Origin of the sequence: Nocardia harenae NBRC 108248, from assembly GCF_001612885.1 — a bacterium.
GTDB lineage: Bacteria > Actinomycetota > Actinomycetes > Mycobacteriales > Mycobacteriaceae > Nocardia > Nocardia harenae.
Genome location: NZ_BDBH01000004.1, coordinates 203939 through 229373 on the forward strand (window position 1 = coordinate 203939; position 25435 = coordinate 229373).

At 73.1% G+C, this 25435-nt stretch carries 25 protein-coding genes; 9 read left to right on the forward strand and 16 right to left on the reverse strand.

The annotated features are described in order from the left end of the window. Positions 1-308 precede the first annotated feature (308 nt). The 6 genes from NH2_RS07070 to NH2_RS07095 form a co-directional block, all read right to left on the reverse strand. Positions 309-890, reverse strand: coding sequence for a DedA family protein (locus NH2_RS07070; protein ID WP_067650110.1), 582 nt, complete (start codon positions 888-890; stop codon positions 309-311). A 133-nt stretch (positions 891-1023) separates the two neighbouring features. Beyond that, positions 1024-2064, reverse strand: coding sequence for an LLM class flavin-dependent oxidoreductase (locus NH2_RS07075; protein ID WP_067650113.1), 1041 nt, complete (start codon positions 2062-2064; stop codon positions 1024-1026). Positions 2065-2109: 45 nt separating this feature from the next. Next, positions 2110-2553, reverse strand: a complete 444-nt coding sequence (locus tag NH2_RS07080; RefSeq protein WP_067650116.1) for a MarR family winged helix-turn-helix transcriptional regulator — start codon at positions 2551-2553, stop codon at positions 2110-2112. Between the two features lie 44 nt (positions 2554-2597). After that, positions 2598-3104, reverse strand: a complete 507-nt coding sequence (gene speG / locus NH2_RS07085) for a spermidine N1-acetyltransferase (RefSeq protein ID WP_369690032.1) — start codon at positions 3102-3104, stop codon at positions 2598-2600. 27 nt (positions 3105-3131) lie between these two features. Then, on the reverse strand, positions 3132-3683 hold the full coding sequence (locus NH2_RS07090) for a dihydrofolate reductase family protein (protein ID WP_067650124.1): 552 nt from the start codon (positions 3681-3683) through the stop codon (positions 3132-3134). Between the two features lie 79 nt (positions 3684-3762). Continuing rightward, the gene (locus tag NH2_RS07095; RefSeq protein ID WP_067650127.1) at positions 3763-7242 is read right to left on the reverse strand and encodes an indolepyruvate ferredoxin oxidoreductase family protein; all 3480 of its coding nucleotides are present in this window, start codon (positions 7240-7242) and stop codon (positions 3763-3765) included. Positions 7243-7538: 296 nt separating this feature from the next. Here NH2_RS07095 and NH2_RS07100 point away from each other — a divergent pair, with 296 nt between their 5' ends. Both NH2_RS07100 and NH2_RS07105 read left to right on the forward strand, forming a co-directional pair. After that, positions 7539-7889 (forward strand): hypothetical protein, encoded by a 351-nt coding sequence (locus tag NH2_RS07100; RefSeq protein WP_369690039.1) that lies wholly within the window; start codon positions 7539-7541, stop codon positions 7887-7889. 127 nt (positions 7890-8016) lie between these two features. Beyond that, positions 8017-8328 (forward strand): ArsR/SmtB family transcription factor, encoded by a 312-nt coding sequence (locus NH2_RS07105; protein WP_067652422.1) that lies wholly within the window; start codon positions 8017-8019, stop codon positions 8326-8328. A gap of 51 nt (positions 8329-8379) precedes the next feature. Here the strand turns inward: NH2_RS07105 and NH2_RS07110 are convergent, their stop codons facing one another. Together NH2_RS07110 and NH2_RS07115 are read right to left on the reverse strand one after the other, a co-directional pair. After that, positions 8380-9132 (reverse strand): dienelactone hydrolase family protein, encoded by a 753-nt coding sequence (locus tag NH2_RS07110; protein WP_067650134.1) that lies wholly within the window; start codon positions 9130-9132, stop codon positions 8380-8382. Between the two features lie 644 nt (positions 9133-9776). Continuing rightward, positions 9777-10358, reverse strand: coding sequence for a TetR/AcrR family transcriptional regulator (locus tag NH2_RS07115; RefSeq protein WP_067650137.1), 582 nt, complete (start codon positions 10356-10358; stop codon positions 9777-9779). Between the two features lie 27 nt (positions 10359-10385). On the opposite strand from NH2_RS07115, the gene NH2_RS07120 reads away from it, so the two are divergent. Next, positions 10386-12743 (forward strand): PEP/pyruvate-binding domain-containing protein, encoded by a 2358-nt coding sequence (locus tag NH2_RS07120; protein ID WP_067650140.1) that lies wholly within the window; start codon positions 10386-10388, stop codon positions 12741-12743. 21 nt (positions 12744-12764) lie between these two features. Beyond that, on the forward strand, positions 12765-13898 hold the full coding sequence (locus NH2_RS07125; RefSeq protein WP_067650143.1) for an Rv3169 family protein: 1134 nt from the start codon (positions 12765-12767) through the stop codon (positions 13896-13898). 3 nt (positions 13899-13901) lie between these two features. Here NH2_RS07125 and NH2_RS07130 read toward each other — a convergent pair whose 3' ends face one another. The 5 genes from NH2_RS07130 to NH2_RS30285 all read right to left on the reverse strand — a co-directional run bounded on the left by NH2_RS07130 (position 13902) and on the right by NH2_RS30285 (position 17002). Continuing rightward, positions 13902-15170, reverse strand: coding sequence for a cation:proton antiporter (locus tag NH2_RS07130; RefSeq protein ID WP_067650145.1), 1269 nt, complete (start codon positions 15168-15170; stop codon positions 13902-13904). A gap of 86 nt (positions 15171-15256) precedes the next feature. Beyond that, entirely contained in the window at positions 15257-15583 is a 327-nt protein-coding gene (locus tag NH2_RS07135) for a nitrile hydratase subunit beta (protein WP_067650149.1), read from the reverse strand. After that, entirely contained in the window at positions 15580-16281 is a 702-nt protein-coding gene (scnC, locus tag NH2_RS07140; protein WP_067650152.1) for a thiocyanate hydrolase subunit gamma, read from the reverse strand. The genes NH2_RS07135 and scnC overlap by 4 nt, the downstream gene beginning before the upstream one ends. Next, on the reverse strand, positions 16278-16583 hold the full coding sequence (locus tag NH2_RS30280; protein ID WP_067650155.1) for an SH3-like domain-containing protein: 306 nt from the start codon (positions 16581-16583) through the stop codon (positions 16278-16280). Before NH2_RS30280 ends, scnC begins: the two co-directional genes overlap by 4 nt. Further along, positions 16580-17002 (reverse strand): SH3-like domain-containing protein, encoded by a 423-nt coding sequence (locus NH2_RS30285; protein ID WP_067650158.1) that lies wholly within the window; start codon positions 17000-17002, stop codon positions 16580-16582. Before NH2_RS30285 ends, NH2_RS30280 begins: the two co-directional genes overlap by 4 nt. Positions 17003-17133: 131 nt before the next feature. On the opposite strand from NH2_RS30285, the gene NH2_RS07155 reads away from it, so the two are divergent. The 3 genes from NH2_RS07155 to NH2_RS07165 all read left to right on the forward strand — a co-directional run bounded on the left by NH2_RS07155 (position 17134) and on the right by NH2_RS07165 (position 19210). Next, positions 17134-17574: a hypothetical protein gene (locus NH2_RS07155; RefSeq protein ID WP_157103643.1), complete on the forward strand. Its 441-nt coding sequence runs from the start codon at positions 17134-17136 to the stop codon at positions 17572-17574. 165 nt (positions 17575-17739) lie between these two features. Continuing rightward, entirely contained in the window at positions 17740-18543 is an 804-nt protein-coding gene (locus tag NH2_RS07160) for a class I SAM-dependent methyltransferase (protein ID WP_067650164.1), read from the forward strand. Between the two features lie 160 nt (positions 18544-18703). Continuing rightward, positions 18704-19210, forward strand: coding sequence for a hypothetical protein (locus tag NH2_RS07165; protein ID WP_245650463.1), 507 nt, complete (start codon positions 18704-18706; stop codon positions 19208-19210). 82 nt (positions 19211-19292) lie between these two features. On the opposite strand, the gene NH2_RS07170 is transcribed toward NH2_RS07165, so the two are convergent. Genes NH2_RS07170 through NH2_RS07180 form a run of 3 tightly spaced genes read right to left on the reverse strand, consistent with a single transcriptional unit; the run spans position 19293 to position 22835 of the window. Continuing rightward, on the reverse strand, positions 19293-20522 hold the full coding sequence (locus NH2_RS07170; protein ID WP_067650167.1) for an amidohydrolase family protein: 1230 nt from the start codon (positions 20520-20522) through the stop codon (positions 19293-19295). Next, entirely contained in the window at positions 20519-21751 is a 1233-nt protein-coding gene (locus NH2_RS07175) for a CoA transferase (RefSeq protein ID WP_218021669.1), read from the reverse strand. Before NH2_RS07175 ends, NH2_RS07170 begins: the two co-directional genes overlap by 4 nt. A 7-nt stretch (positions 21752-21758) precedes the next feature. Beyond that, positions 21759-22835 carry an enoyl-CoA hydratase/isomerase family protein gene (locus tag NH2_RS07180; RefSeq protein ID WP_067650173.1) on the reverse strand — a complete coding sequence of 359 codons (1077 nt, stop codon included), beginning with the start codon at positions 22833-22835 and terminating at the stop codon, positions 21759-21761. Positions 22836-22931: 96 nt separating this feature from the next. Here NH2_RS07180 and NH2_RS07185 point away from each other — a divergent pair, with 96 nt between their 5' ends. Together NH2_RS07185 and NH2_RS07190 are read left to right on the forward strand one after the other, a co-directional pair. After that, entirely contained in the window at positions 22932-24875 is a 1944-nt protein-coding gene (locus NH2_RS07185) for an MFS transporter (protein ID WP_067650176.1), read from the forward strand. Next, positions 24872-25420: a TetR/AcrR family transcriptional regulator gene (locus NH2_RS07190; RefSeq protein WP_067650179.1), complete on the forward strand. Its 549-nt coding sequence runs from the start codon at positions 24872-24874 to the stop codon at positions 25418-25420. The genes NH2_RS07185 and NH2_RS07190 overlap by 4 nt, the downstream gene beginning before the upstream one ends. Positions 25421-25435 lie beyond the last annotated feature (15 nt).

A 25435-nucleotide genomic window follows, 5' to 3' on the forward strand; every position in this document is an offset into this window, starting at 1 on the left:
ATCAGCGCAGAGCGGACTCGGCGCCGGTCTTCATGACGGTCAGGCTCTCCCGCATGACCGCGGGCATGGTCTGCGCGACCTGGACGGCGACCAGCGGGTGGAGCAGCGCGGTTCGGTGTAGGCGGGCGGTGCGGGCGGCGGGGCCTGTCCGGCGACGGAACTCAGCGCCACGGCGAGTGCGGCGAGCAATGTGCTGATGACGGAAGTGATCACGGTGGCGCCCTCTTCGGGTTGACGTCGTCAACCCGAAGGTAGAAGACCGGGTTGACGTTGTCAACCTCGATCGCTGAAGAACAGAGCGCTCGGGCTCACACACTGCCGGTGCGCCGGCGGCGCATTCGCCTGGTCACGAACCAGCCGAGCGCGAGCACCACCGCGGCGATCACCCCGTACTGGAGCACTTCCGTGTACGGCTCCACCCGATGCCAGTTCGCCCCGAGCGCGTACCCGGCCAGCACGAAGACCGTGTTCCAGATCAGGCTGCCCGCCGCGGTCAGCACGCTGAAGTACAGGAAGTTCATCCGCTCGACCCCGGCGGGGATGGAGATGAAGCTGCGGAACATCGGGATCATCCGGCCGAAGAACACCGCCTTGCCGCCGTGCCTGCCGAACCAGGCGGCCGAGCGGTCGACATCGCCGGGGTCGAGCAGCGGGATCCGGCCCGCGACGCGGCGCAGCCGCTGGTGCCCGAGCCCCGCGCCGAGGCCGTAGAGCAGCCAGGCGCCGAGCAGCGAGCCGATCGTGGTCCACGCGATCGCCTCGACGAGCGAGAAGTCGCCGAGCCGGGCGGCGAACCCGGCCAGCGGCAGGACCACCTCGCTGGGCAGCGGCGGGAAGAGGTTCTCCAGGAAGATGGCGAGCCCGGCGCCGGGGCCGCCGAGCCTTTCCATCAGGTCGACGGCCCAGCCTGCCAGGCCGTCGGGTGGGGCGGATTCGATGGCGGGGCTCCTTCCGTCGCGGGCGGCGGACGAACCGCCCGCTCCGGATATTCCCCATCGGAGCGCCGGGACACCTCCGCCCGATTCAGCGCAGCGCGGCGGTGAGCAGCTCCAGGGTCTGGATGCGGCCCGTGCTCTCGTCGAGCGGCTCGGCCTCGAACTGCCCGGCGGCGGCGGAGATCATGATCTCGTCCACGCCGTGCTCGGCGGCGAAGGCGCGCAGCCGCTTGGCCACGTCGCCCGGCTCGCCGATGAACCAGTTCCGCGCCTGGAGGTCGATGATCCGCCGCTCGGCCTCGTCGGAGGGGGCGGCGCGCACCTCGTCCACGGTCTCGGCGGCGCGCAGCGGCAGCCCCGAGCGCATGCGTGCCATCATGCGCAGGTGCGGCAGGGCGCGCTCGAATGCCTCGTCGTAGGTCGGGGCGACGACGGTGTTGGCGGTGAGGAAGCTCTTCGGCTCCGGATGCTCGGCGGAGGGCCGGTACTGGGTCCGGTAGAGCGACATGGCGTGCTCCAGGTGGTCGCCGGCGAAGTGGTTGGCGAAGACGTAGGGCAGGCCGAGCTGGGCGGCGAGCCGCGCGGAGTAGTCGCTGGAGCCGAGCAGCCAGACCTCGGGCGTGCTGGTCGCGACCGGGGTGGCCTTCACCGTGTACTCGCCGCCGGAGGCGAAGCGCAGGCTCGCGCCGTCGGGATGCGCGAGCGCGATGATGTCGGTGATGTTGTCGGGGAAGCGGTCGACGTCGCTGGTCGCGCCGGACTGCCGCAGCAGCTGGGTGATCACCGGGTCGCTGCCGGGCGCGCGGCCGATGCCGAGGTCGATGCGGCCGGGGGCCAGCGCCGCGAGCGTGGAGAACTGCTCGGCCACGATGAGCGGCGAGTGGTTCGGCAGCATGACCCCGCCCGAGCCGAGCCGGATCCGCTCGGTGCGGCTCGCGGCCGCGGCGATGAGCACCGGCGGCGAGCTGGAGGCGATGGCGGGCATGTTGTGGTGCTCGGCGAACCAGTAGCGGTGCACCCCGAGCTCGTCGGCGCGCCGGACGAGCTGCATGGAGGCCGCGACCGCCTGCGCGGTGGTCTGGCCGGTGCGCAGCGGGACGAGGTCGAGCAGGGAGAGGGTGAGGGTCATGGTTGGTACCAATCCTTCGCCACGGCGGGCGTCGTCGGTGGGTGGTCAGCGGCCGGTGGGGCGGCCGAGTTCGTCGAGGGTGCGCCGGAGGTGTTCGAGCTCGTCGGCGGTGTGCGGGCAGACCTCGTCGACCTTGGCGGTGACCGCGCGGACCTCGGCCTCCAGCGCGCGTCCGCGCTCGGTGAGGTCGACCAGCACCCGCCGCTCGTCGCCCGGGTCGCGGCGGCGGGTGACGAGCCCGGCCGTCTCCAGCCGCTTGACCAGCGGGGTGATGGTGCCGGTGTCCATCTCCAGGCAGCCGCCGAGCGCGCCGACCGTGCGCGGCGCGCCGTCGAGGAGCGCCAGGACCACCAGGTACTGCGGGAAGGTCAGCCCCAGCGGTTCGAGGATCGGTTTGTGGTGCCGGATCATGCGGTTCGCCGCCCCGTACAGCGCGAACGAGAGCTGCCTGCCCAGCTCGCCCTTCCATTCTCTAGCGCGTGATTCCATAGTGCACTAGATACTAGCGCGCTGGAGCACGGAAGGGATCACGCTCACTCGCCCAGGTGTTCGCCCTGGAGGATGCCCATGCGCAGCGCGTTCCGGTAGCGGCCCGCGGCGAAGTACTCGTCGCGCAGGATGCCCTCGTCCTGGAAACCGAGCTTGCGGTAGACGTGGATCGCCTTCTCGTTCACCACGTCCACGATCAGGTACACCTTGTGCAGGTTCAGCACGGCGAAGGCGTAGTCCAGCGCCTTGCCGGTGGCGATCGAGGCCAGCCCGCGGCCCTGGTACTCCGGCGCGACGATGATCTGGAACTCCGCGTTGCGGTGCACCGGCGCGATCTCCCGCAGCTCCACCAGCCCGGCCTGCGCGCCCTCCACATCCAGGACGAAGCGGCGCTCGCGCTCGTCGTGGATGTGCCGGTCGTAGATGTCGCGCAGCTCGACCAGCGCCTCGAAGGGCTCGTGGAACCAGTAGGACATGATCTGCGCGTCGTTGAAGAGCTGGTGGACGAAGGGCAGATCCTCGCGCTCGAGGGCGCGCAGCCGGGTGCTCACGCCCACCAGTCTATTGCTGGAAGGTTGCTATTTGGCGCGGAAGCGGAGCAGCTGCGCGGACGCGAAGCGCTTGGACTCGATCGGCCGGAGCCGGATGCGCTCGGCCAGCGCCGGGAACATGGGGGTGCCGCCGCCGAGTACCACCGGGGAGATGTAGACGTGGTACTCGTCGATCAGGCCGTGCGGGATGACGGCGGCGGCCAAGTCCGCGCCGCCGATCTCGGCGAGGCCGTCGCCCTCGGCCTTGAGCCTGCGCACCTCCTCGACCGCGTTACCCGTGACCAGCGTGCTGTTCCAGGCGACCTCGGTGAGCGTGCGGGAGAAGACGACCTTCGGCACCGCCGTCCAGAGCTGCCCGAACTCGCGCTCGACCGGCGGCGCGTCGCCGGGCACATGCGGCCAGTACTCGGCCATGAGCTCGAAGAGCCTGCGGCCGTTGAGCACCAGCTCGAGCTCGCGGAACCGGTCGTTGTGGTGCTGGTGCAGCTCGTCGTCGGGGTCGGACCAGTCGATGCTGCCGTCGCGGTCGTTGATATAGCCGTCCAGGGACACGCCGAAGCCGTAGATCAGTCGTCTCATGCCGGGTAGACCTCCTCTGCGCCGGAAACTCATCGGGTGCGGCGGTGCGGTAGCTTCGGGTGGGGGGCAGCGGGGCCCCTCAGGTGGGGCCACCGGCGCGGATTCCGGCGGTGTCGATGCCGAGGGCCCGCAGCCGGGCCAGGTAGGTCTCGACGGTGCGCAGCTTGACCTCCTCGTACCCACGCACCAGGTCGGCCGCTTCGGCTACCGCGACGGCGCGCGGGTGGTTGCCGGGGGTGAGATCGGCGATCAGGGCGCGGATCGTCTGCTCGTAGTGCGCCGCCAGGCGGCGCTCGAGCCGCCGCATCCGCGTGTGCCCGAAGGGGTCGAACGGTGTCCCGCGGAGGCCGCGGCCGCGGGCGAGCGCGCGCAGCACGGCGGGCGAGCGCAGCCCGATCTTCCGGTTCCGGCCGAGGGCGCGCAGGGCCGGGGGATGCAGCTTGTAGGTGAGGGCGCCCGCGCCGGGCAACTCGTCGCGCACCGCGCCGAGGAAGGCGGGGTCGGCGAGCATGCGGGCCACCTCGTACTCGTCCTTGTAGGCCAGCAGCTTGTGCAGCCCGTGCGCCACCGCGGCGGTGAGCTCGCTGCCCGCCCCGATCGCCTGCTCGGCGGCCCAGACCTCCTGCACCCGCCCGAGATAGCGGGCGGCGAGCGCCTCGCCCTGGTAGGCGACGAGCTGGGCCCCGCGCCGTTCGACCGCCGCGCGCACCGCCCCGGTCACCCGCAGCGGCGCGAGCAGCCGCGCGGGCAGCGGGGCATCGTCGCTGCGGTGCGCGCGCTCGCCCGCGCGGGTGGCCGCGGCGAAGGCGTCCGGGTCGGCGACGGCGACCCGGCCCCAGGCGAAGGCCCGCTGGTTGGCGCGCACCGCGACCCCGTTGAGCGCGATGGCCTCCTCGATCGCGGCGGCGTGGATGGGCAGCGCCCCCGCCTGGTAGGCCGCGCCGACGAGCAGCGAATTGGCGGTCGCGGAGTCGCCGAACAGCACCTCGGCGGCGGCCACCGCGTCGAACCGCAGCACCGCCCTGCCCACGGTCGCGAGCCGGTCGAGCAGCACGCTCTCCGCCGGGTAGGCCACCGAGGCGTCGTGCACCATGTCGCCGGTCGGGGTGCGGCTGGTGGAGGCGACGACCAGGGTGCGCTCGGCGCTGCCGTAGCACAGGTTGCGGTCGTCGGCGGCGGTGAGCAGGTCGAAGGCGAGGAAGCAGTCGGCGCCTGCCGGGGCGATGCGGTTGGCGGCGCCGGCCGCGCGCCTGCTCAGCCGCAGGTGCGAGGTGACCGGCCCGGCCTTCTGGCTGAGCCCGGTCTGGTCCAGCCCCTCCACGTGCAGCCCGGCGCGCAGCGCGGCGGTGCCGAGCACCTGGTTGGCGGTGACGATGCCGGTACCGCCGACCCCGGCCAGGAAGACATCGAAGGTGCCGTCGATCTCGGGCAGCTCCGGGGCGGGGACCTCCGGCGGGGCGGGGGCCGCGGTGCGGGCCCGCGGCGCGGGCACCTCGGGCAGCTCGACGGTGACGAAGGCGGGGCAGTCGCCGTCCAGGCAGCTGTAGTCGGTATTGCAGCCGGTCTGGTCGATGCGGGTCTTGCGGCCGAACTCGGTCTGCACCGGCCGCACCGACAGGCAGTTCGACTTCACCCCGCAGTCACCGCAGCCCTCGCAGACCGCCTCGTTGATCAGCACCCGGGTGCGGCGCACCGGCGCCTCCCCGCGCTTGCGCTTGCGCCGGGTATCGGCCGCGCACGGCTGGTCGTAGATGAGCACCGTCACGCCGGGCACCTCGCGCAGCAGGCGCTGAGCCTCGTCGAGGCGGTCGCGATCCCATACCAGGACGCCCGCCGCGAACGAGGCGCCGCGGTGCCGCCCCGGATCCTCCGCGCAGACAATGGTCTTCGCCACGCCCTCGGCGGCGAGCTTGTGCGTCAGCCGCGGCACCGAGAGGCCGCCCTCGGCGGGCTGGGCGCCGGTCATGGCCACGGCGGCGTTGTAGAGGATCTTGTAGGTGATGTTCACCCCGGCCGCGATACACGCCTGCACGGCGAGCTGCCCGGAGTGGAAATAGGTTCCGTCGCCGACATTCTGGAAGATGTGCCCGATATCGGTGTACGGCGCCTGGCCGATCCACTGCGCGCCCTCGCCGCCCATCTGGGTGAGCCCGGTGACCTGGGAATCGGTGCGCGCGGACATGGTCACGAGGGTGTGGCAGCCGATGCCGCCGCCTGCCAGCGAGCCGTCCGGGATCGCGGTGGAGCGGTTGTGCGGGCAGCCGGAGCAGAAGAAGGCGGTGCGCTTGGTGTCGAGCACGCTCAACGGGAGGGGCGCGGGGAGCGGGGTGCGCAGCGGGACCCGTTCGCGCAGAACACTTCGCAGGGGGCCGAGCAGCCGGGCCGCGGTGAGCTCGCCGTCGGCGGGGACCAGCGGGCGGCCGTCGGCGCCGCGCTTGCCCAGGATGCGCGGCGCCCCCGCGGTGCCGTAGAGCGCCTCGAGCACCTGGGACTCCGCGAACGCGGTCTTGTCCTCGACCACCAGCACCGTCTCCACCCTCGCGGCGAGCAGGCGGACCTTGCCCGCGTCCAGCGGATAGGGCATCCCCACCCGCAGGATCCTGACCCCCGCCCGCCGCGGGTCGTCCACCCCGAGTTCCTCCAGTGCCTGGCGCACCGCGTCGTAGGCGGTGCCGACCGCGACGATGCCGAGCCAGGCATCGTGCGCATCGACCTCGATGCGGTCGATGTCGTTGGCGGCGGCGAACTCTCGCACCATCGCCCACCGCGGGCCGTACAGCTCCGCCTCGGCCAGCACGCTGTCCGGCGGGGCGGCGAGCACCCGCTGCCGGTACGTCCACGGCCGCCCCTCCCACTCCAGCCGGGGCACGGTGATGCGGAAATCGGTGAAATCGCGGTCCAGCGTCCACAGCCCGTCGGCGACGTCCGCGACCAGTTTCAGTGCGGGCCAGCACCCCGACGCCCGCGACAGCGCCACCGCGTACAGCCCGAACGCCACGACCTCCTCGGCATTGCGCGGGAACAGCACCGGCATCGACAGCGCCGCCAGCGACCGCTCACTGGCCGCGGGCACCGACGACGACTTCGCGGCGGGATCATCCCCGACCAGCGCCAATGCCCCACCGGCCGGATGCGCGCCGTACATGGCGGCGTGCCGCAGCGCGTCACCCGCACGATCCAGCCCCGGCCCCTTGCCGTACCAGACCCCGATCACCCCGTCGTGGGTCCGCGTCCCCTTGGGCAGCTCCAGCTGACTGCCCCACACCGAGGTCGCCGCCAGCTCCTCGTTCACCCCGGGCACCAGCCGGACGTCGTGCTCGGCGGCCAGTTCCGGCAGCCCGGCGAGCAGCCGGTCCAGCCCGGCCAGCGGGCTGCCCTGGTACCCGGAGACGAAGGTCGCGACCCGCCGCCCCGCCCGCCGATCCCGCTCGTGCTGCTCCACCAGCAGCCGCGCGATCGCCTGCACCCCGGTGAGCAGCACCGGACCCGTCGAACTCCGGTACCGATCCGCCAGATCCACGGAATCGGCCACCGGCTGAACATCGTCGACGTGCGTCATATCCGCACCGCCTCGGCAGAACTCGACATCTGGCGCCCCCAGTATCGATATCGGTTGAATCCGGTCAACGAAGCATCGAGATCAACGAACCGACGGGCCCGAAACGCGGCCTGACACCCGCACCGGCTCGGTGGAGCACAATCGCCCGGCCGCGTGGCGGCGGGATCAGCGGCCGATGCTACCCCCTGCCGGGGATCCCGCGGGCCGGGGGCCGCTTGCCTGTTTGCGTATCTCTGCAATTGCGCATCTCATGGAGTACGGTGGGCGCACCGACGGAAGGAATCGCTGTGGCCCACATGGAAGTCGCGTTGAAGGATCTGATGATGCTGGACGGCGCGATCGCCGCGGCCGTCGTCGACCACGGCAGCGGCATGCCGCTCGGCACGGCGGGCGGCTCCAGGGACTTCGATATCGACCTGGCCGCGGCGGGCACCACCGAGATCGTGCGGGCCAAGATGCGGACCATCGGCGACCTCGGGCTGAACGAGGAGATCGACGACATCCTGATCACCCTGCGCACCCAGTTCCACCTGCTGCGGCCCACCGGCAACGGGCTCTTCGTCTACGTGGTGCTCGACCGCGGCCGCGGCAACCTGGCGCTCGCGCGGCACAGCCTCGCGGCCGTCACCAGGGAGCTCGAGGTCTGATCGGCGGCTCGGCGCGGCCGAGGGGTCCGGCGTCGGCGATTTGCTAGGGTTGGCGAGCAAATCTTCGGTGCGCCGGTGCGCTGGTTGGAGGGTCGACGTGGGCGGTGTGCGCCGGCCGCTGTACCGCATGAAGGCCGACTTCTTCAAGACGCTCGGGCACCCGGCGCGGATCCGGGTGCTGGAATTGCTCAGCGAGCGCGAGCACACGGTGGCGGAGATGCTGCCCGAGGTCGACGTCGAGCCGGCCAATCTCTCCCAGCAGCTCGCCATCCTGCGCCGCACCGGGCTGGTCACCGCCCGCCGCGAAGGGCTCTCGGTCACCTACGCGCTGACGTCGCCGCAGGTCGCCGAGTTGCTGCGGGTGGCGCGGGAGATCCTGACCACCGTGGTCACCGGCCAGGCGCAGCTCTTGGACGAGCCGGAGAACGCGGACGAATAGCCGGCGGGACCGGCGCCCGGCGCGGAGCCGGACGCCGATTCCGCCCTGGGCTCAGGCCGGAACGCCACGGCCCAGGTGCTCGGCGAGGAACGCCGTCGAACTCGCACGCTCGGACGCGGGCACCTCGTGGTAGCGGCCCGCGTGCGCGTGCAGCGTCTTCTCGGCCGAGCCGAAGGCGTCGAAGAGCGCGAGCCCCGAAGCGCGGTCGAAATCGTCGTCGTGCCACGGGATCCGATACTGTACCGGGACGCCGATCCGCCCGGCGACCTCGAGCAGCGGCTCGGTGACGAAGACCGCGCCGAGGCTGAGCGCCCCGATCCGGGGGTCGGCCGCCGCGAGCAGCAGCCCGGTGACCACGCCCAGCGTCATGCCGCCGTAGCCGATCGGGGCATCGGCGCCGATCTCGGGGAGTTCTCGCAGGGCGTCCAGCGCCGCGCGGCATTCGGGTGCCGCCCGCTCGGCCACCCACCAGCTGTAATCGGCGACGATCGGGGCGATGGGCTCGCCTGCCGCCCTCGCCCGGTAAATGGCTTCGCCGCAGTGCATGTCCCGCTCGGTGCGGGGCCGGTCGCCGTGGCCGGGGGCGTCGAGCGCGGCCACGGTGTACCCGGCGGTGGTGACGCTGTGCGCGGCATGGGCGACCAGCCCGGGCGCCCGCTTGTGCATGCCGCCCGCGTGGCCGAGCAGGAGCAGTGGCGCACCCGCGGTGGCGGCCGCGGGTGACCAGAGCACGCCGGTGATCCCGTCCAGCGTGAAGTGCCGTTCGACGACACCGTTCGACGATGTCTCGGAGGTGAAGTGCATGGTAGTGCCTCTCGGAAGTGCCGATTCCGGGCGCTCCCGGCGACACCTACGACAGCCGCCCGACCGTGGACACGAGTGGGAGCACCCACCTGTTTGCAACGAACATGGTGCTCACCTCCTCGCGTGCGAATCACGGTCGATGGCACGGTATCAATCCGCCCGCGGCGCCGTCGACTCCTTTTCCGCCCGCTCGGGCGGGACCGGCGCGGCCGGCGGGCCGACCCCGTCCACCTCGGCGGTCCGGGTGCCGTCAGTGGCGAAGGAGCCGGATGCCGGTGCGGTGCGCAGCAATTCGAGAATGTCGTGCGCGGTCCGGCCTGGCCCCGGAGCGCAATTCTCATGCGGCAGAACGTAGCCGGGGCCGGTGACAGCGTCGTGCTGTCCCGGAACTGGGACTTGCCCGCCCGGGGCGCCCTCGGCAACCTCGCAGGTGGAGCGGGAATCCGCGGTACCCGCCGAAACTCACCGAAATCAATGCCATTTCGAGGACCAAAGTCCCTAGCTTTCGGCTACACTCGCAGTGTCCGGGTTCGGCTTGAGCCGCCACGACCCGGGCGATTCGGATACCGGTGGTCCGGGTCGGGGTGCGCTTCGCAGCTCGGCCCGGCACCATCCGGATCGTCACTCCGGGCCGGCGTCGCCGATCAGGGCGCGCGCAACCCGTCGAGCAGCAGCCGCGTCGTGCTCGCCACCCAGTCGTCGCCGAGGCCGTCCGGCCCGCGGAAGAGCAGGGCGGCCAGCGCCGCGCCGATCACCACCTCCAGCAGCACCCCGCCGTCGTACCCCCGCCGCAGCTCGCCGCGTTCGACAGCGGCGGCGAGGTGGCCGTCCAGCCCGCGCCAGCCCTGCGCCGCGAAGCGGTCGAGCAGCCGCTGGTTCAGGGTGGCGTCGGCGGCGGCCTCGCCGATCAGCCCCGGCACCGCGAGCCGGGCCAGCGGCGAGGTGAGCAGCGCGACGGTCCGGGTGACGATCGCGCGCAGGTCGGCCTCCAGCGAGCCGGTGGCGGCGACGGCCGAGGTGTCGGCCTCCAGGAACACCGCCTCGTGCACCAGGTGCGCCTTGCTCGGCCAGCGCCGGTAGACGGCGGGACGCGAGGTGCCCGCCCGGTCGGCGATGGCGGCCATGGTCAGATCGGCGTAGCCGACCTCGGCGAGCAGCTCGGCCGCCGCGCTCAGGACCGCCGCATCGATCCTGGTGTCGCGGGGCCGGCCATTCTCGCCCGTCATTTCCGTGCCACGCGTAACGTTTCCCGGGTGGGCACACCCGGACCCGTCGTCGCCGACCTGCGCGACATCACGGACGACAGCTTCGGCGGCAAGGCGCGCGGGCTCGCCGAACTCATGCGGCTCGGCCTGCCGGTGCCGCCCGGCTTCGCCATCGCCGACGCCGCCGCGGTCCCTGCTGCTGCCGTCATGGAACGATTCTCGCGCATGCGGGTGGCCGGATCGACGCCGGTGGCGGTGCGCTCGTCGGCCGCGGGCGAGGACGGAGCCGAGCTCTCCTTCGCGGGCCAGTACGAGACGGTGCTCGGCGTCGGCACCGAGCGCGACCTGGTCGCCGCCGTGCACCGCTGCGTCGCCTCCGCCGATGGCCGCGCGGCGCACTACGGCGCGGGCGGCGCCATGCACGTGGTGGTCCAGCAGTTGGTCGACGCCGCCGCGGCCGGGGTGGTCTTCACCGCCGACCCGGTCTCCGGGCGCCGCGACCTGCTGGTGATCGACGCCGTGCACGGGCTGGGGGAGAGCCTGGTGGACGGCTCCGCGCACTCGGAGCACCATGTCCTCACCGCCACCGGCACGCCGGTGACCAGCGAGGTCGGCCCGCGCCCGGTGCTCACGCCCGGCCGGCTCACCGCCATTCGCCGGGGCGCCCAGCTGGCCGCCGAGCACTGGGGGCGGCCGCTCGATCTGGAGTGGGCCATCGACCGCGCCGGGACGCTGTGGTGGTTGCAGGCCCGCCCGATCACCACCCTGCCCGGCGAGCTGGACGAGATGGACACCCCGGTCTCCCCGGGCCACGTCTACACCCGCTGCAATATCGGCGAGATGATGCCGGGCGCGTTCTGCCCGCTCACCGCGGCGGTGAGCGGCCACGCCATCGACTACGCCATGCAGATGGTGCAGGTCGCGGGCGGGGTGCAGCGGGGGTACGAGGAGCGCTGGCCGCAGGTCGGCTACTTCTACGGGCACATGTTCCTGAATCTCACCGAGGGGACCGCGCTGAGCTCGGGCATTCTCGGCAACTCGCGCGAGCAGTTCTCGCTCTCGGTCTGCGGACGGGTGGTCGAGGAGCTCGCGGCGGCGCCGCCCCGGCCGTTCGGGCAGCGGTTGCGGAATACGGTGCGGCTGAGTGCTTTCACGCTCGGCGTGGGTCCGGCCATCCGGCGGCTGCCCGCCGAGATCGACGGGTTTCCGCCGATCTCCGGGCGTGATCCGCGGGTGATCCTGGCCCGGCTGGAAGCAGGCGTCGAGCTGTATCGCAGGGTGACGCTCACGCACGTGCGCTCGTCGTCGCGGGCGGCAGTGGCGGCGAACATCCTGGAGGAGCGGCTGATCCGCGCGGCGGTCCGGCGGGGTGCGAGCGAAGCGGACGGGCGCGCCGAGGCCATCCGGCTGCTGGCCGGGGCGACCGGCGTCGAGAGCGTCGTCATGGTCGAGCAGCTGACCGGCGTCATCACCCTGCTGGCCACCGATCCGGATGCCGCCGCGGCGTTCCTCGCCGCGGCGCCCGCCGACGCGGTCGGACGGCTGGCGGCGGCGGCGGGCCCGGCGGGTGCGGCGCTGCGCGGGTTCCTGGCGCGGCACGGCCACCGCGGCTACCGCGAGCTGTGCATGCGCGACCCGTCCTGGGCCGACGACCCGGACGGCCTCGGCTCGATGATGCAGATCATGCTGCGCGCCCCCGCGCCGGAGCGCGACGACACCGCCGCCCCCGGCCCGCGCCGCGGCGCGCTCGGCATCCTGGCCCGGCTCGCACAGGGCGGCGCGAGGGGCCGGGAGGAGACGAAATCCCGCATGGCCCAGGTCGCGCACCGGCTCAAGCGCGGCTACCGCCACCTCGGCGCGGTGCTGAGCGAGCGCGGCGACCTCCCCGACTCCGACCTGGTCTTCTTCTTCGACCGCGCCGAGCTCGCCCGGCTCGTGGCGGGCGACACCGCGCTGGTGGCGCGGGCGGAGCAGCGCCGCCGGGCACTGCCGTTCCAGGCCGCGCTGCACTTCCCGGACGTCTCGGTCGGGCGGCCGGAGCCCGCGCCGCCGCGCGCCGCCGTCGCCGTCCCGGCGGCCGGGGAACTCGCCGGGCGACCGGCGGGGCGCGGGGTGGTGGCGGGCGTCGTCCGGGTGGCGCAGTCCATCGTCGAGGCGCGCGAACTCCGGCCCGGCGAGGTGCTCGTAGCCCCGGTCACCGACGTGGGCTGGACGCCGTACTTCGCGGTGATCGCCGCGCTCGTCACCGATATCGGCAGCTCGGTCTCGCACGGCGCCGTCGTCGCCCGCGAGTACGGCCTGCCCTGCGTGGTGAACACCCTGGTGGCGACGACCGCGCTGCGCACCGGCGACCGCGTCCGGGTGGACGGCGACCGCGGCATCGTGACCCTGCTCAGCCGTCCCTGAACCGAATCCGAGGAGCCGAACGTGCAGCACGCGCCCGGGGTATTCCCGCTCGACGAGTACCCCATCCACCAGATCCCGGCGCCCATCGAATGGGTGGGCGGCGACCGCAACTTCTACGACCGCTCCTACTGGAACGCGCTCGACCACTCCGGCGAGCTCATGCTGATCACCGGCATCGGCTACTACCCGAACCTCGGCACCAAGGACGCCTTCCTGGTACTCCGCCGCGGCGCGGAGCAGATCGCCCTGCACTTCGGCGACGCCATCGACAGCGACCGGCTCAACCAGCACTGCGGCAACTATCGGCTCGAGGTGATCGAGCCGCTGGCCACCTCGCGGCTGGTGATCGCCGAGACCGACGGCATCGCCGTCGACATGACCTGGCGCGCCTCGTTCCCGGCCATCCCCGAGCAGCGCCACGTCATGCGCTCGGGCAGCCACCGCACCATCATCGACGCGCAGCGCTTCGCCCAGGTCGGCACCTGGGAGGGGACGATCAGCGTCGACGGCACCACCTACGAGGTCACCCCCGACCGCTGGACCGGCACCCGCGACCGCTCCTGGGGGCTGCGCCCGATCGGCGAGGCCGAGCCCGCCGGACGCCCGGCCGACCCGTCCTTCGGCGGCATGTGGTGGCTCTACGCCCCCATCGCCTTCGAGGACTTCGCCGTCGTGATCATCATCCAGGAGGACGCCGACGGCGAGCGCAGCCTCAACGACTGCCACCGCATCTGGCCCGACGGCCGCACCGAGCAGCTCGGCTGGCCGCTCGTCCGCACCCGCTACCACCCCGGCACCCGGCTGCCCGCCACCGGGACGCTCGCGCTGCGCACCCGCGACGGCGTCGAGGTGCGGGTGGAGCTGGAGTCGAAGCTGTTCCTCGCCATCGGCGTCGGCGGCGGGTACAGCCCCGACCCGGATTGGCTGCACGGCCAGTGGCACGGCGAGAACTTCACCGAGCGCCGCGACTACGACATGAGCGCCCCCGAGGTGGTCGGCAGGCTGCCCTTCGGGTTCACCGACAATGTCGGGCGCGCCGTGTGGCACGAGGAGGGGAAGGAGCCGCAGGCCGGGTGGGGGCTCTACGAGCACGGCGTGATCGGCGTGCACCGGCCGAGCGGCTTCACCGACTTCTTCGGGGCGGCGCCGGAGTAGCGCTCAGGTCGGCACGCTGCGTTCCCGGTCCAGCCGGCTCATCACCCACCCCGCGCTGGCGCCGTGCACCAGCACCGAGAGCACGATGGTGAACGCGGTGACCGCCCAGATGGTCTCGCCCGCCTGCCCGAAATCGGCCTGCGCGAGCGCGTAGGCGACGTAGTACACCGAGCCGATGCCGCGCACCCCGAAGAACGCCGTCACCCGGCGCTCCCCGGCATCCAGCTCCGGGCAGCGGCGCAGCGACAGCCAGGCCGCCGCCGGGCGCACCACGAAGACCAGCAGCACGCCGAGCAGCGCGCCCCGCCAGTCCAGCGCCGCCAGCAGCCCCGAGGTCAGCGCCGCGCCGAGCAGCAGCAGCACGACCAGGGTGAGGACGTGCTCGAGCTGCTCGACCAGGCTGTGCATCTCCTCGTGGTAGTCGTTGTCGCGCTCGATCCGGCGGATGGCGATGGCGCAGGCGAAGACCGCGATGAAGCCGTACCCGCCGATCAGCTCGGTGCACCCGTACACCGCGAGCACCGCCGCCAGCGCCACGATCGGCTCACCGCGGTCGGCGAGCCTGGCATTGCGGAGGGGGAAGCGGAAGAAGGCGCGGCCGAGCAGATCGCCTGCGAGGAATCCGGCCGCCGCGCCGAGCACCACCTTGCCGATGAGTTCCCATGCCACCCAGCCCGGCAGCCAGGTCAGCACCGGCCCCGCGGTCGCGAGCATGATCGCCAGGTAGACGAAGGGGAAGGCGAGGGCATCGTTCAGCCCGGCCTCCGAGGTGAGCGCGAACCGCACCTCGTCGTCCTCCTCGTCCGACCCCTCGCCCGGCGTCGGCCCCTCGACCTGCACGTCCGAGGCGAGCACCGGATCGGTCGGGGCCAGCACCGCGCCGAGCAGCACCGCCGCCGCGGGCGGCAGCGCCACCGCCCACCAGCCGAACACCGCCACCGCCGCGATGCACACCGGCATCGCGATGAGCAGCAGGCGCCGGGTGGAGCGCCAGGTGCGCCAGTCCAGCGGCCGGTCGATCGCCAGCCCGACACCCATGAGCGCCACGATCACGCACAGCTCGGAAAGGTGCTCGATCACCGCCGGATGCGCGAGCGGGGAGACCACGTCGATGCCGGTCCTGCCGATCGCGAGCCCGGCCAGGGCTCCGATGGCGACGACCAGCATCGGGGCGGTGATGGCGCGGTCCTTGAAGAGGCGGGGGAGGGTGGCCGCCAGCAGGAGCGCGAGTCCGGCGGCCAGGTAGGCGCCTTCGATATCGTTCTCGGTCATCGTCGTTCGCCGTGCGGCACCCATCTCTCGGAGCAGTAGGTCTGCTCTACCCGGGGGGTGCCGGGCGAAACGGCGTCACCCGCCCGCTACTCCCGATGCAACCGCTCCCGCACCGCCGCCATCCGCGCCGCCAGCTCGTCCGGCGCGATGACACCGCGCTCCAGCAGGGTGTGCGCGGTGACCACCGCCGACCGGGTGCGGACCGGGAAATCGCGGTAGAGCGTCTCGCCGAGCGCGTCCTCGGCGTGCCTGCGCTCCAGGTTGTCGAGTGCACCGCGCCAGGAGAGGCACTCGCAGGTGGCCTGCATACTCGATTCCCAGGGGTCGGGCCTGCGGTCCAGGTCGGGCAGGGTGCGCTCGCGCTCGGCGCCGGCCGGGAGGGTGGCGAGCAGGACGTCGTAGGGGGTGGTCATGCGCGGACCTCCCCGGGCACGGCGTCCGCGGCCTGGCTGGGCGGCTTCCGCGCGGTCCAGCCGACCTGCGGGAGCGCGACCCCGATCATGGTGTCGCGGGTGACGATGGCGGCCAGCTGCTCCTCGGTCCAGCCCTCGGTGCCCGCGGGGCGCATGGGCATGACCATGAACCGCGACTTCTGGTTGGAATCGTGCACCCGCACGTCCACCTCGGCCGGGAAGTGCAGCCCGAATTCGGCGAGCACCTCGCGCGGCCGGCGCACCAGCCGCCTCCGGTAGTTCGGCGTGCGGTACCAGTCCGGGGACATGCCGAGCACCGGGCGCGGGTAGCAGGAGCACAGCGTGCAGACGATGACGTTGTGCACCTCGGGGGTGTTCTCCAGGACGTAGAAGTAGGTGTAGTCGCTGGGGGTGCCGGAGCCGGTGGGGTCGCGCCAGTCGATCCCCACCTCCTTGCAGGTCTCGGTGCCGTCGGCGAGCAGCCGGGCCTTGAACGCGGGGTCGGTCCATGCCTTCGCCACCAGTGTGGAGCCGCCGTGCGGGCCGACCGTCTCGGCCCACTCGGCGAAGCGGCGGTGGTCCTCGCGGGAGAAGAGCCCCTTCTCGATGGCGAGCTCCCGGATCGCGGTCTCCAGCACCTCGAATTCGCTGATCTGGCCCGCGGTTTCGATGGGGGTGTGGTCGTGGTCGTGGCTCACTGCGGGTCGTCCTCCTGTGCGGGGGTCAGCCAGTGTTCGGAGATCTCGGTCTGCAGGGTGTCGGCGGGGAAGCCGGTGTAGCCGGGCCAGAGGTCGTGCTGGCGGAAGCGCACCACGTAGAACGGCTCGGTGCGGCCGTCGTCGCGGCCCCACGCCTCGTCCTCGGGGATCACCCACTCCGGGCGGTGCTCGACGACGGTTCCGGTGCGGCCGCGGGTGTAGAGCTGGGTGCGGGTGTGGAACAGGGTGGTGGCCTCGCGCACGGTCACCCGGTCGCCGACCTCGAACCGGCGGCCGGTCACCGCCCCGCCTGCCTGCCGCGGACCTCGTCGAGCTTGGCGCTCAGCTCGTCGGGGGTGATGTACCCCTTCGCCACCAGGGTCTTGGCGGCGACCATGGCCCAGCGGGCGTAGTAGGGGAGGCCGAAGTAGAGCGTGGCGCCGAGGTCGTTCTCGGCGCGGCGCCGCTCCTCGGAGTTCCACACCCCGCGCCAGCCGAGGCACTCGCAGGTGACGTAGGTGTTCATCTCCCATGCCTCCTCGGTCTTCTCCAGGTAGGGGACCGGGAGGTCGGGCTGGCCGCCGACGTCGTGCAGCACGTGGCGCAGCGCGGCGAAGAGCTCGCCGGAGATGTCGTACGGGGAGTCCAGCGGTGTGCGCGCCACCGGCGCCACCCCGGCCACCAGGGAGGCGAGCCGGTCGAACTGATGCGGTGTACTCATTGCGCCTCCGCAGTGGCGTGGGTCACGTTCGATGTCCGTAGAACATAACACGTGCTCGGAGCGGCTACGTTTACGCGGCCGCGCCGGTGGAAATGCGAGGGCGGACAGACGGCGGGACAGGGGACGGGCAGATGGTCGCGGGATTCTCCAGGGCACGGCTGATAGCGGGCGTGCTGGGGCTGGCGTTGCTCGCGGGATGCGCCGAATCGCCGCCCGAGCAACTCGGCCGCGAGGACCGCGCCGCCGCGGTCCCGCGCTTCGAACTGCACATGCCCGAGCAGGTGTGGCAGCGCACCGACGTCCGGCTCGGCGATCCCGGCGTCGAGGACCCGGTGACGCTGGTCCCGGAGGCCGACGGCATGGTCCGCATCGACCTGACCGGCGAGCAGATGGCCGACTACCTCGTCGCGCTCGACCACAACGCGCACGGCGGCATCTCCGCCGACGACCCCGAACTCGCCACCGCCGTCTACGACCTCGTGGCCCGGGCGATCGACACCCTCCCGCCGCCCGCGCCGGGGCAGCCCGCGCCGAGCATCGTCGTGCCCGCCACCGTGCTGTCCCCGGCCTGATCGCCGGCGAACCCACCGCCCGATCTGGTCTACTGACGCGACCTCGAAAGCCGGACCGGCCGGGGTCCCGTGCACGCGGAGGAGGCGCTGCTCGATGTGCTGTGGGTGTTCATCGCCGATGCGGAGCCAGGTGGCCTCGCTGCCCGTCTCGGCCGGTGAGCCGATATGAGCGGTCCGTCGCTGGCGAGCGAGTACGCCGATCCGACGCCGTTGCAGGTCCGGATAGCCGCGCATCGCGACTACTCGGAGCGGGCCGACGACCCCGCCGCGGCCGTTCTCGCGGCAGTGCGGTTGACCGGTGCCGAGGATCTCGCGGATATCGGGTGTGGTGATGCCCGGTTCCTCGCGCGGCTGAGCGCGGGCGGGCACGCGGGGCGGCTCGTCGGGGTGGACACCGCTCCCGCCATGATCGCCGCCGCGAACGCGGTTCCCGGTGTCGACGGCGTCCCCGGCGATATCCGCGCCCTGCCCTTCGGCGACGACGAATTCGATGTCTGCACCGCTCGGCACATGCTCTACCACGTGCCCGACCCGCCCGCCGCGCTCAGGGAGCTGCGCCGGGTCACCAGGCCGGGCGGGACGGTGGTGCTGACCGTCAACCACGCTCGAACCTGCGCCCGCACGAGAGAATTGGTCTGCCTGCACGCGCGCAGCCACGGCCTGCGACCGCCGGACGGCATGCTCAACGACGCCGTGCACAGCGCTACCCTGCCGCCGATGATGCGGGAGGTGTTCGGTGACGTCACGGTCGAGAACTACGACAACGCCCTGATTTTCGACCGGCCGCGGCCGCTGATCGCCTTCGCCGAGGCGCTGTTCTCGTTCTGCGGGGTCGCGGCAGGCGAGCCACGTCGCGCACAGGTTCTCGGGGACGTGTCGGACGAGGTCGAGCGCTGGTTCGCCGAGCGGCCGGGCGCGGTGTGGCGGGATCCGAAGGGGTACATCGTGGTTGCCGCGACCGTGGCGTGACGGCCGCCGGGTGGCGGGGGCGCCGAACCGGACCCGGCGAATATCGACGGTGGGCGCCCGTCGCCCTCGTCGGTTCCCTGGCGCCGCGCGACCGGCGTAGAATGCACACCGGGACGAACGCTTCGGCACGTGAGGGGGACGTGAGATCAGCGAGAACAAGGTGACGGCGTCACACCCACTGCCCAGCACTGCGAGCCCGCGCCCCGTAGGGCAGGCGTCCGAGGGGGCCGAGCACCCCTCGCTGCCGGTCCTGCCGTCGTGGCCGCGCGATACCATCGCGGTCCTGACGACCGCCGACGACGCCCTGCACGCGATCCCGGTCTCGTGGCCGGTCCGAGCGGGTGACCGGCGAATCCTGTTGAGCCTGCGGGAGAATCGTGGCTCGCTGGCACGGCTGCGGGCCCGCTCGGAGGTGGTGTTGACCATCCTCGGCGGGGATAATGTCGCGCTGACCGCGCACGGTAGCGCGCGGGTGCTGGCCGACCCGATGCCGGGCGCCCCCGACTACGTCGCGATCGCCATCGAGGTCGACGCGATCGATGACCATCGGCAGGGCGCGTTCCTGGTCGAGGCCGGTATCCAGCGCACGGTGGTCGACCAGGCGGAGCTGGACTACCTCGAATCGCGTTTCGCCACCCTGCGCGAGATCGCCCGCCACATCCCCTAGCCGGACCCGTGCGTGCGCGCCGGCGGAACCGGTGACCCTGACGTTTCCGGGCGTCGCCTGCTTTGATCGGGCGGCACGGTGGTCACCGGTGGCTCGCGAGCTGTCCGTCGATCCAGACAAGCCGGACCAGTGCCGCGTCCGGGGTGTCGAGTGCGGTGCGCAGGGGTGCGGCCAGCACGAGGAGATCCGCGGGCGCGCCGACGGCGACTGCTCGCGGGCGGAGGCAGGCATCGCGCAGGAATCCGTCGAGTACGGTGCGTACCGGGACGCGCTCGTGCGGGCCGAGGTCCCGGCTCGCGGCCGCGCGCATGATCGCCCACGGGTCGAGCGGGCCGTAGGGGGCGTCGCTGCTCGGCAGCACCGCGACATCGGCGGCGAGCAGGGTTGCGTAGGGGTAGAGGTGCGGGAGGTCCTCGGGATCGACCTCCGCGCGATATCTTTCGCGGTGGGCGACCACGAATCCGGGCTGGGTGACGACGGTCAGGCCGCGCAGTAGCTCCGGGTCGGGGACGACGGCGCCGTGCTCGATCCGGTCACCGGGGAGCATGCCCACCTCGTCCAGCACAGCCAGAGTGAGCAGTAGCGAGACCCTGGTCACGCAGTGCACCGCCACCGGGAGGCCGCGTCGGTGCAGCGCCGCGATCCGGTCGCGGAGCTCGTCGTAGCCGGGGAGGTCGTGGTCGTGCAGCAGCAGTTTGCGCGCGCCGAGTAGGGTGACGCGCTGGGGCAGTGCGGGGGGTTCGGTGAGGCCGGGGGTGGCGTCGGTGACGCCGGTGATGCCGAAGGCCGTGAGTTCGCGGCCGAGGGCGGTGAGATCGCCTCGGGGAGGCCAGGTCCCGCGCAGCAGGTAGTCCAGGCGCCAGAGCCGGCCGGTCGGCTCGCCGGCGGCATCGCGTTCGACGCCGGGGAGGTGGGGGAGGGGGGCGAGTTCGGCGAGCGCCGGGGTATTGAGCATCCAGAGGGCGCCGGAGCGGTGCTGGACGCGGACCGGCCGGTCGGGGACCAGCCGGTCCAGGGTGTGCCTGTCGACCGAGACGCCTGCTCCCACCGCGCGGATACGGGCGGAGCTCGCACCGGTCAGCGCAGCCAAACCGCCCGTGCAGTCGATGGATTCGCGGGCTGCCGCCGCGCCGTGCAGGTGGATGTGGTGATCGTGCAGGCCGGGCAGCAGGACGCCGCCGCCGCCGTCTACCTCGGTTTCCGCACCGGTGCGCAGTCCGGGGCCGATTTCGGTGATCACCCCGCCGCCGAGGCGCACGTCGAGGCCGGCGCGGCCGTCGGCGAGCGAGACATCGCGGATCAGCCAGCTCACAGCAGTGACTCCAGGGGGTGCGCGCCCGATTCCGGGGCCGGGCCGGGTGCGGCGCGCGGGGCGGGGGCGGCGACCGGGACCTCGCCCGCCGCACACTCGACCCACCACTGTCCGGCGCGCAGCGCCACGGTGTGCGCGGGGATCGGCCCGGCGGCGGTCTCGGCCGCGAGGTCGTGCATGGAGATATCGATGAGGCGGGCGTGCTCGTCGAGCAGTGCTTCGGCGGCTTCGGCGGCGGCCACCGCGCCGGTGAGGGGATCGGCGAGGGCGTCGCCGCAGGGGAGGGGGGTTCCGCCCGCGGTGGCGTGCAGCCCGGCGCAGGCGGCGATGTCGTCGCCGAAGCCGACGCGGTCGGACCCGCGGCCGCGGGCGCTGATCGACAGCCAGGAGACTCCGGCGGCCACCAGCGCGTCGGCGTCGAGGCCGAGGCGGCGCAGGGCGCGCGGACGGGACGCCTCGACCACGAGGTCGGCACCGGCGACCAGCCGGGCCAGGCGGTCGCGCTCCGCCGCGTCGTCGAAATCGACCGCGACGCTGTGCTGCCCGTGGTGCAGGAGGTCGTAGAAGGCGGTGGGACCGGTGCGGGCGCCGTCGGGGCGGCTGCGGCTCTCGACCTTGATGACCTCGGCGCCGGTCCGGGTCAGCAGGTGGGTGCAGAGCGGGCCTGCCCACAGGGCGCTGAAATCGATCACGCGGGGTCGCTCGGCTCGGCGCGCTCGGCGGCCGCCGGTGGTGCGGAGGACCGGTTTCCGGGTGGCGGGGGAGCCCAGTGCGCCACCCGGCAGGCCGAGCAGGGCGATGCGGTCGTCGGCGACCCGGGCCGGGAGATTCCGTGCCCATGCGGCGAGCGCGGCCGAGGGATCGGCGCATTCATCGCTCTCGACCAGCGCGGGGACGAGGGCGATGTCGTCCGGGCGGGCCAGGGACAGGCCGATGAACCCGTCGCGTGCGGGCACCGCGCGGAAGCCGCCCCCGCACGACAGGGGCGCGTTGCGAGCGAAGCCGGTGAACGCGGCGCGCTCGCCGAGCAGGGCGACCCCGGGCAGTTCCGGTGCGCTGCCGGTGCGCACGGCCGCCGCGGCGGCGACCCGTTCCAGCGCTCGCTCGACCGCGAGGGCGGGCGTTCCGGGCGCGGCCAGGGGAGGCCCGGCCGCGTACCCGGTCAGCGCCATCGCACCCGAGCGCGCCCACCCGGCCAGCGCCCGCTCGGCATCGGCCTCCGGCAGCACCGCGGCCCTACTCCCGTTCCCGCGACGAATCCGCCAGCCCCCACCGCACCGCGGTCGCCGCATCCACATACGCCCCGGTCAACACCATCCACGCCGCCCGCCAGCGCCCGATCCGATGCACCACCCCGACCGTCCCGCCCGCCCCCGGCACCAACCCCATGGACAACTCCGGCAGCCGCAGCCGAGCATCGGCGGCGACGTGCACGCGGGTCGCGAAGGCGGGAACCTCGAGCCCGGCCCCGATACACGCCCCGTGCAGATGCGCGTGCACGGTCGTCCCCGGCCGGGTCGCCAGCCGGTGCACCGCGTACCCGGCACTGCGCTGCAGCCGGACGGCGTGCGAGGTCGGCCCGTGCGTGGCGGTCCCGAACTCGTCCAGATCGCCGCCGCTGCAGAAATCCGGCCCGGCCCCGTGCAGGTGCACCTCCCGCACATCGGGGTCGAGCGCCGCGATATCGAGCGCCTCCAGCAGCGCCTCGCGGACCTCCCGCGCGAAGGCATTGCGCCGCTCGGGCCGATTGAGCGTGAGGTCGAGCCGATTCCCGCTGCGCTCGGCCAGTACCGGCGGAGCGCTCGGGGCGGGAATCGGCCGCACCGGCCGGGCGGCGCGCCACGCGGCGAACTCCGCACCCGCGAGCAGCATGGAGTACGCCAGCGACTCCGCGACCAGCGCAGGCCCCACCGGCGCACCGGCGGTGAGCCGCAGCAGCCCGTTCATGGCCAGCGCCGCGAGCGGCGCCCGGTCGACCGCGGCGGCGATCGACGGCAGGCTGCCGGGCGCGGCGACCACCTGCGGTGACCACTCCTCCGGCCCCAGCGTGCAGGTGAGCGCCTGCAGCAGCGGCTCGGCCGCCGGTGGCGGACGGCGGGTGGCGATACCGATGGCGACCGGGCTCGCCGGGTGCGCGAGCACCGCGGTAGCGGCTCGCACCACCGAGGCGTCCCGGCCGATGCCGTCGAGTTCGACGACGACAAGGGGCGTCGACGGAACCCCGTCCGCATCCAGCGTGCTGAACGACGCGCCGAGCGCACTCTCGGCAAGCTCCCGCACCGAGACGGCGGTCAGGGTCGGCGACGATGTCATCCCCCGATGGTCGCACGGCGCATTCCCGGTTGCATCCAGAGGTGAACGTGTGTTCACCTCACAGGGAACGTTCGTTTGTCTCGGTAAGGAGCCCGTGTGCACAGTCCGGCGAAAGCGCCGCCGAATCGGCTGCTCACCGCGGTGCTCTGCCTCTCCGGCATCGTGGTGGCGCTGCAGCACACCCTGGTGGTGCCGCTGCTCGGCACATTTCCGGAGATTCTGGGGGTCGACTACGCGAGCGCCTCCTGGCTGGTGACGATCACGCTGCTCAGCGCGGCGGTGGCGACGCCGATCCTGTCCCGGCTCGCGGATATGTTCGGCAAGCGGCTGATGATGCTGGTCTCGCTGGCAACCATCGTGGCGGGGTCGGTGCTCGCCGCGGTCGGCGGGACCTTCCTCGCGGTGCTGGTCGGTCGCGGGCTGCAGGGGCTGGCCTCGGCGCTGGTGCCGATCGGCATCGCCATGCTGCGCGACGAGCTACCGCGGGGCAAGGTCGCAGGCGCGACGGCCATGATGAGCGCGACGCTCGGCATCGGCTCGGCGCTCGGGCTGCCGCTGCCCGGCGTGCTCTACGAGCACCTGGGCTGGGAGTCGATCTTCTGGCTCTCCGCCATCGCGGCGGCGGCGCTCTTCGCGGCGGTGCTCGCGGTGGTGCCGGAGTCCGCGGTGCGCACCCGGGGGCGCTTCGACATCGGCGGGGCGGTGCTGCTCTCGATCGCGCTGGTGGCGCTGCTGCTGGTGATCTCGCGGGGCGGCTCGTGGGGATGGACCAGTGGGTACACGCTCGGCGCTGCGGCGATCGCGGTGCTCGGGTTCGCGCTCTGGTTCCCGTTCGAGCTGCGGGTGAGCCTGCCCATGGTCGACCTGCGCACCTCCGCGCGGCGCCCGGTGCTGCTCACCAATGTCGCGGCGCTGCTCTGTGGCGTCTCCATGTACGCGAACATGCTGGCGACCACCCAGGAGCTGACCATGCCGGCGAGCACCGGGTACGGCTTCGGGCTCTCGGTGCTGACGGCGGGGCTCTGCATGATGCCGGCGGGGCTCATGATGGTGGTGTTCGCGCCGGTCTCGGCGCGGATGATCGGGCGGATCGGGGCCAAGCACACGCTGGTGGCGGGGACGTCGCTGCTCGCGGTCGCCTATGTGGTGCGCGCGCTGCTCAACGGCTCGGTGCCGCTGATCATCGGCGGCGCCATGTTCGTGGTGGTCGGCACCGCCATCGCCTACGCGGCCATGCCCATGTTGATCATGGGGTCGGTGCCGATCACCGAGACCGCGTCGGCGAACGGGCTCAACACCCTGCTGCGCTCGGTGGGCACCGCGACCTCGAGCGCACTCATCGCCGCGCTGCTCACCACCGTCACCGTGGAGGTGAACGGGGAGCGGCTGCCCGCGCTCGCGGCCTTCCAGTTGGTGTTCGTGATCGCGGCGGTGGCGGCCGCGGTAGCGACGGCGGTCGCGCTCTGCATTCCGCGGGTCGAGCCGCCCGCCGATCCGGCACCCGACGACGAGCGGATCCCGGACGAGCTGGTGGTCACCGGCACGGTGCAGGGCAGCGGCGGCGAGCCGATCCGGCACGCGGTGGTCACCGTGCTGCGCACCACCGGCGAGCCCGCCGACTGGGGGCGGGCCGACAACGCGGGGGAGTTCACCGTGGTGCTGCCCGCGCCCGGGCCGTACCTGGTGATCACCGGCGCGGACGGGTGGGCGCCGGAATCCCGGGTGATGGACCTCGCCGCGGGCTCCGAGCGGCCGCGGGTGGTGCTCACCCGGCGGCTCAGCCTCCGGGGCCGGGTCACGGCGGCGGGGGTGCCGTGCGCGGGCGCGATGATCAGCCTGGTCAAGGTCACCGGGGAGTACGTGGCGGCCACGGTCACCGGCGGTGACGGCAGCTACGAGCTGGCGCAGCCGCCGAGCGGGCGCTACCTGGTGACCGTGCTCGCCGCCGACCGGCGCACCGCCACCAAGCACGTCGCCGTGCTGACCCGGCCGCCCGCCGTCGACTTCGAGCTGGACCCCGCGCTGCTGGCCGTCCGGTGAGCGACCGCTCCTCCCGCGACACCGTCATCGCGGCCGCCCGCGAGCTCTTCGCCCGCCGCGGGTACACCGCGACCACCATCAAGGACATCGCCGCCGCGGCGGGCTGCTCCCCCGCCCTGGTCATGAAGCTGACCGGCAGCAAGGCCGAGCTGTTCGCCGCGGCCGACCCCTCCGGCGCCGCCCTGGACGACGCGCCTCCGCCTGCCGGTGAACCCCCCGGCTTCCTCATGGTGCGGCGGCTGGTGGAACGGCGCCGCGCCGACGAGCCGGAGCCGTGGGCCATGGCGCCGGTGCTCATCCGGGAGTCCGAGGATCCGGCGCGCACCCGAGCCGATATCCGCACCCGCTACCTGGACGTCGTCGCCGGGCGGATCGGCGACACCGCGCCGGACCGGCTGCGCAGCCAGCTCGTCATGGCCCAGCTGCTCGGGCTCGCCGCCGCGCTCCGGCACCTGGAGCTGCTCGACCCCGCCGCCATCGACGACGAGGCGCTGATCCGGCGCTACGGTGCGCTGGTGCAGCGGATCGTCGACGGCGACGGGTGAGGGGGCGGTGACGCC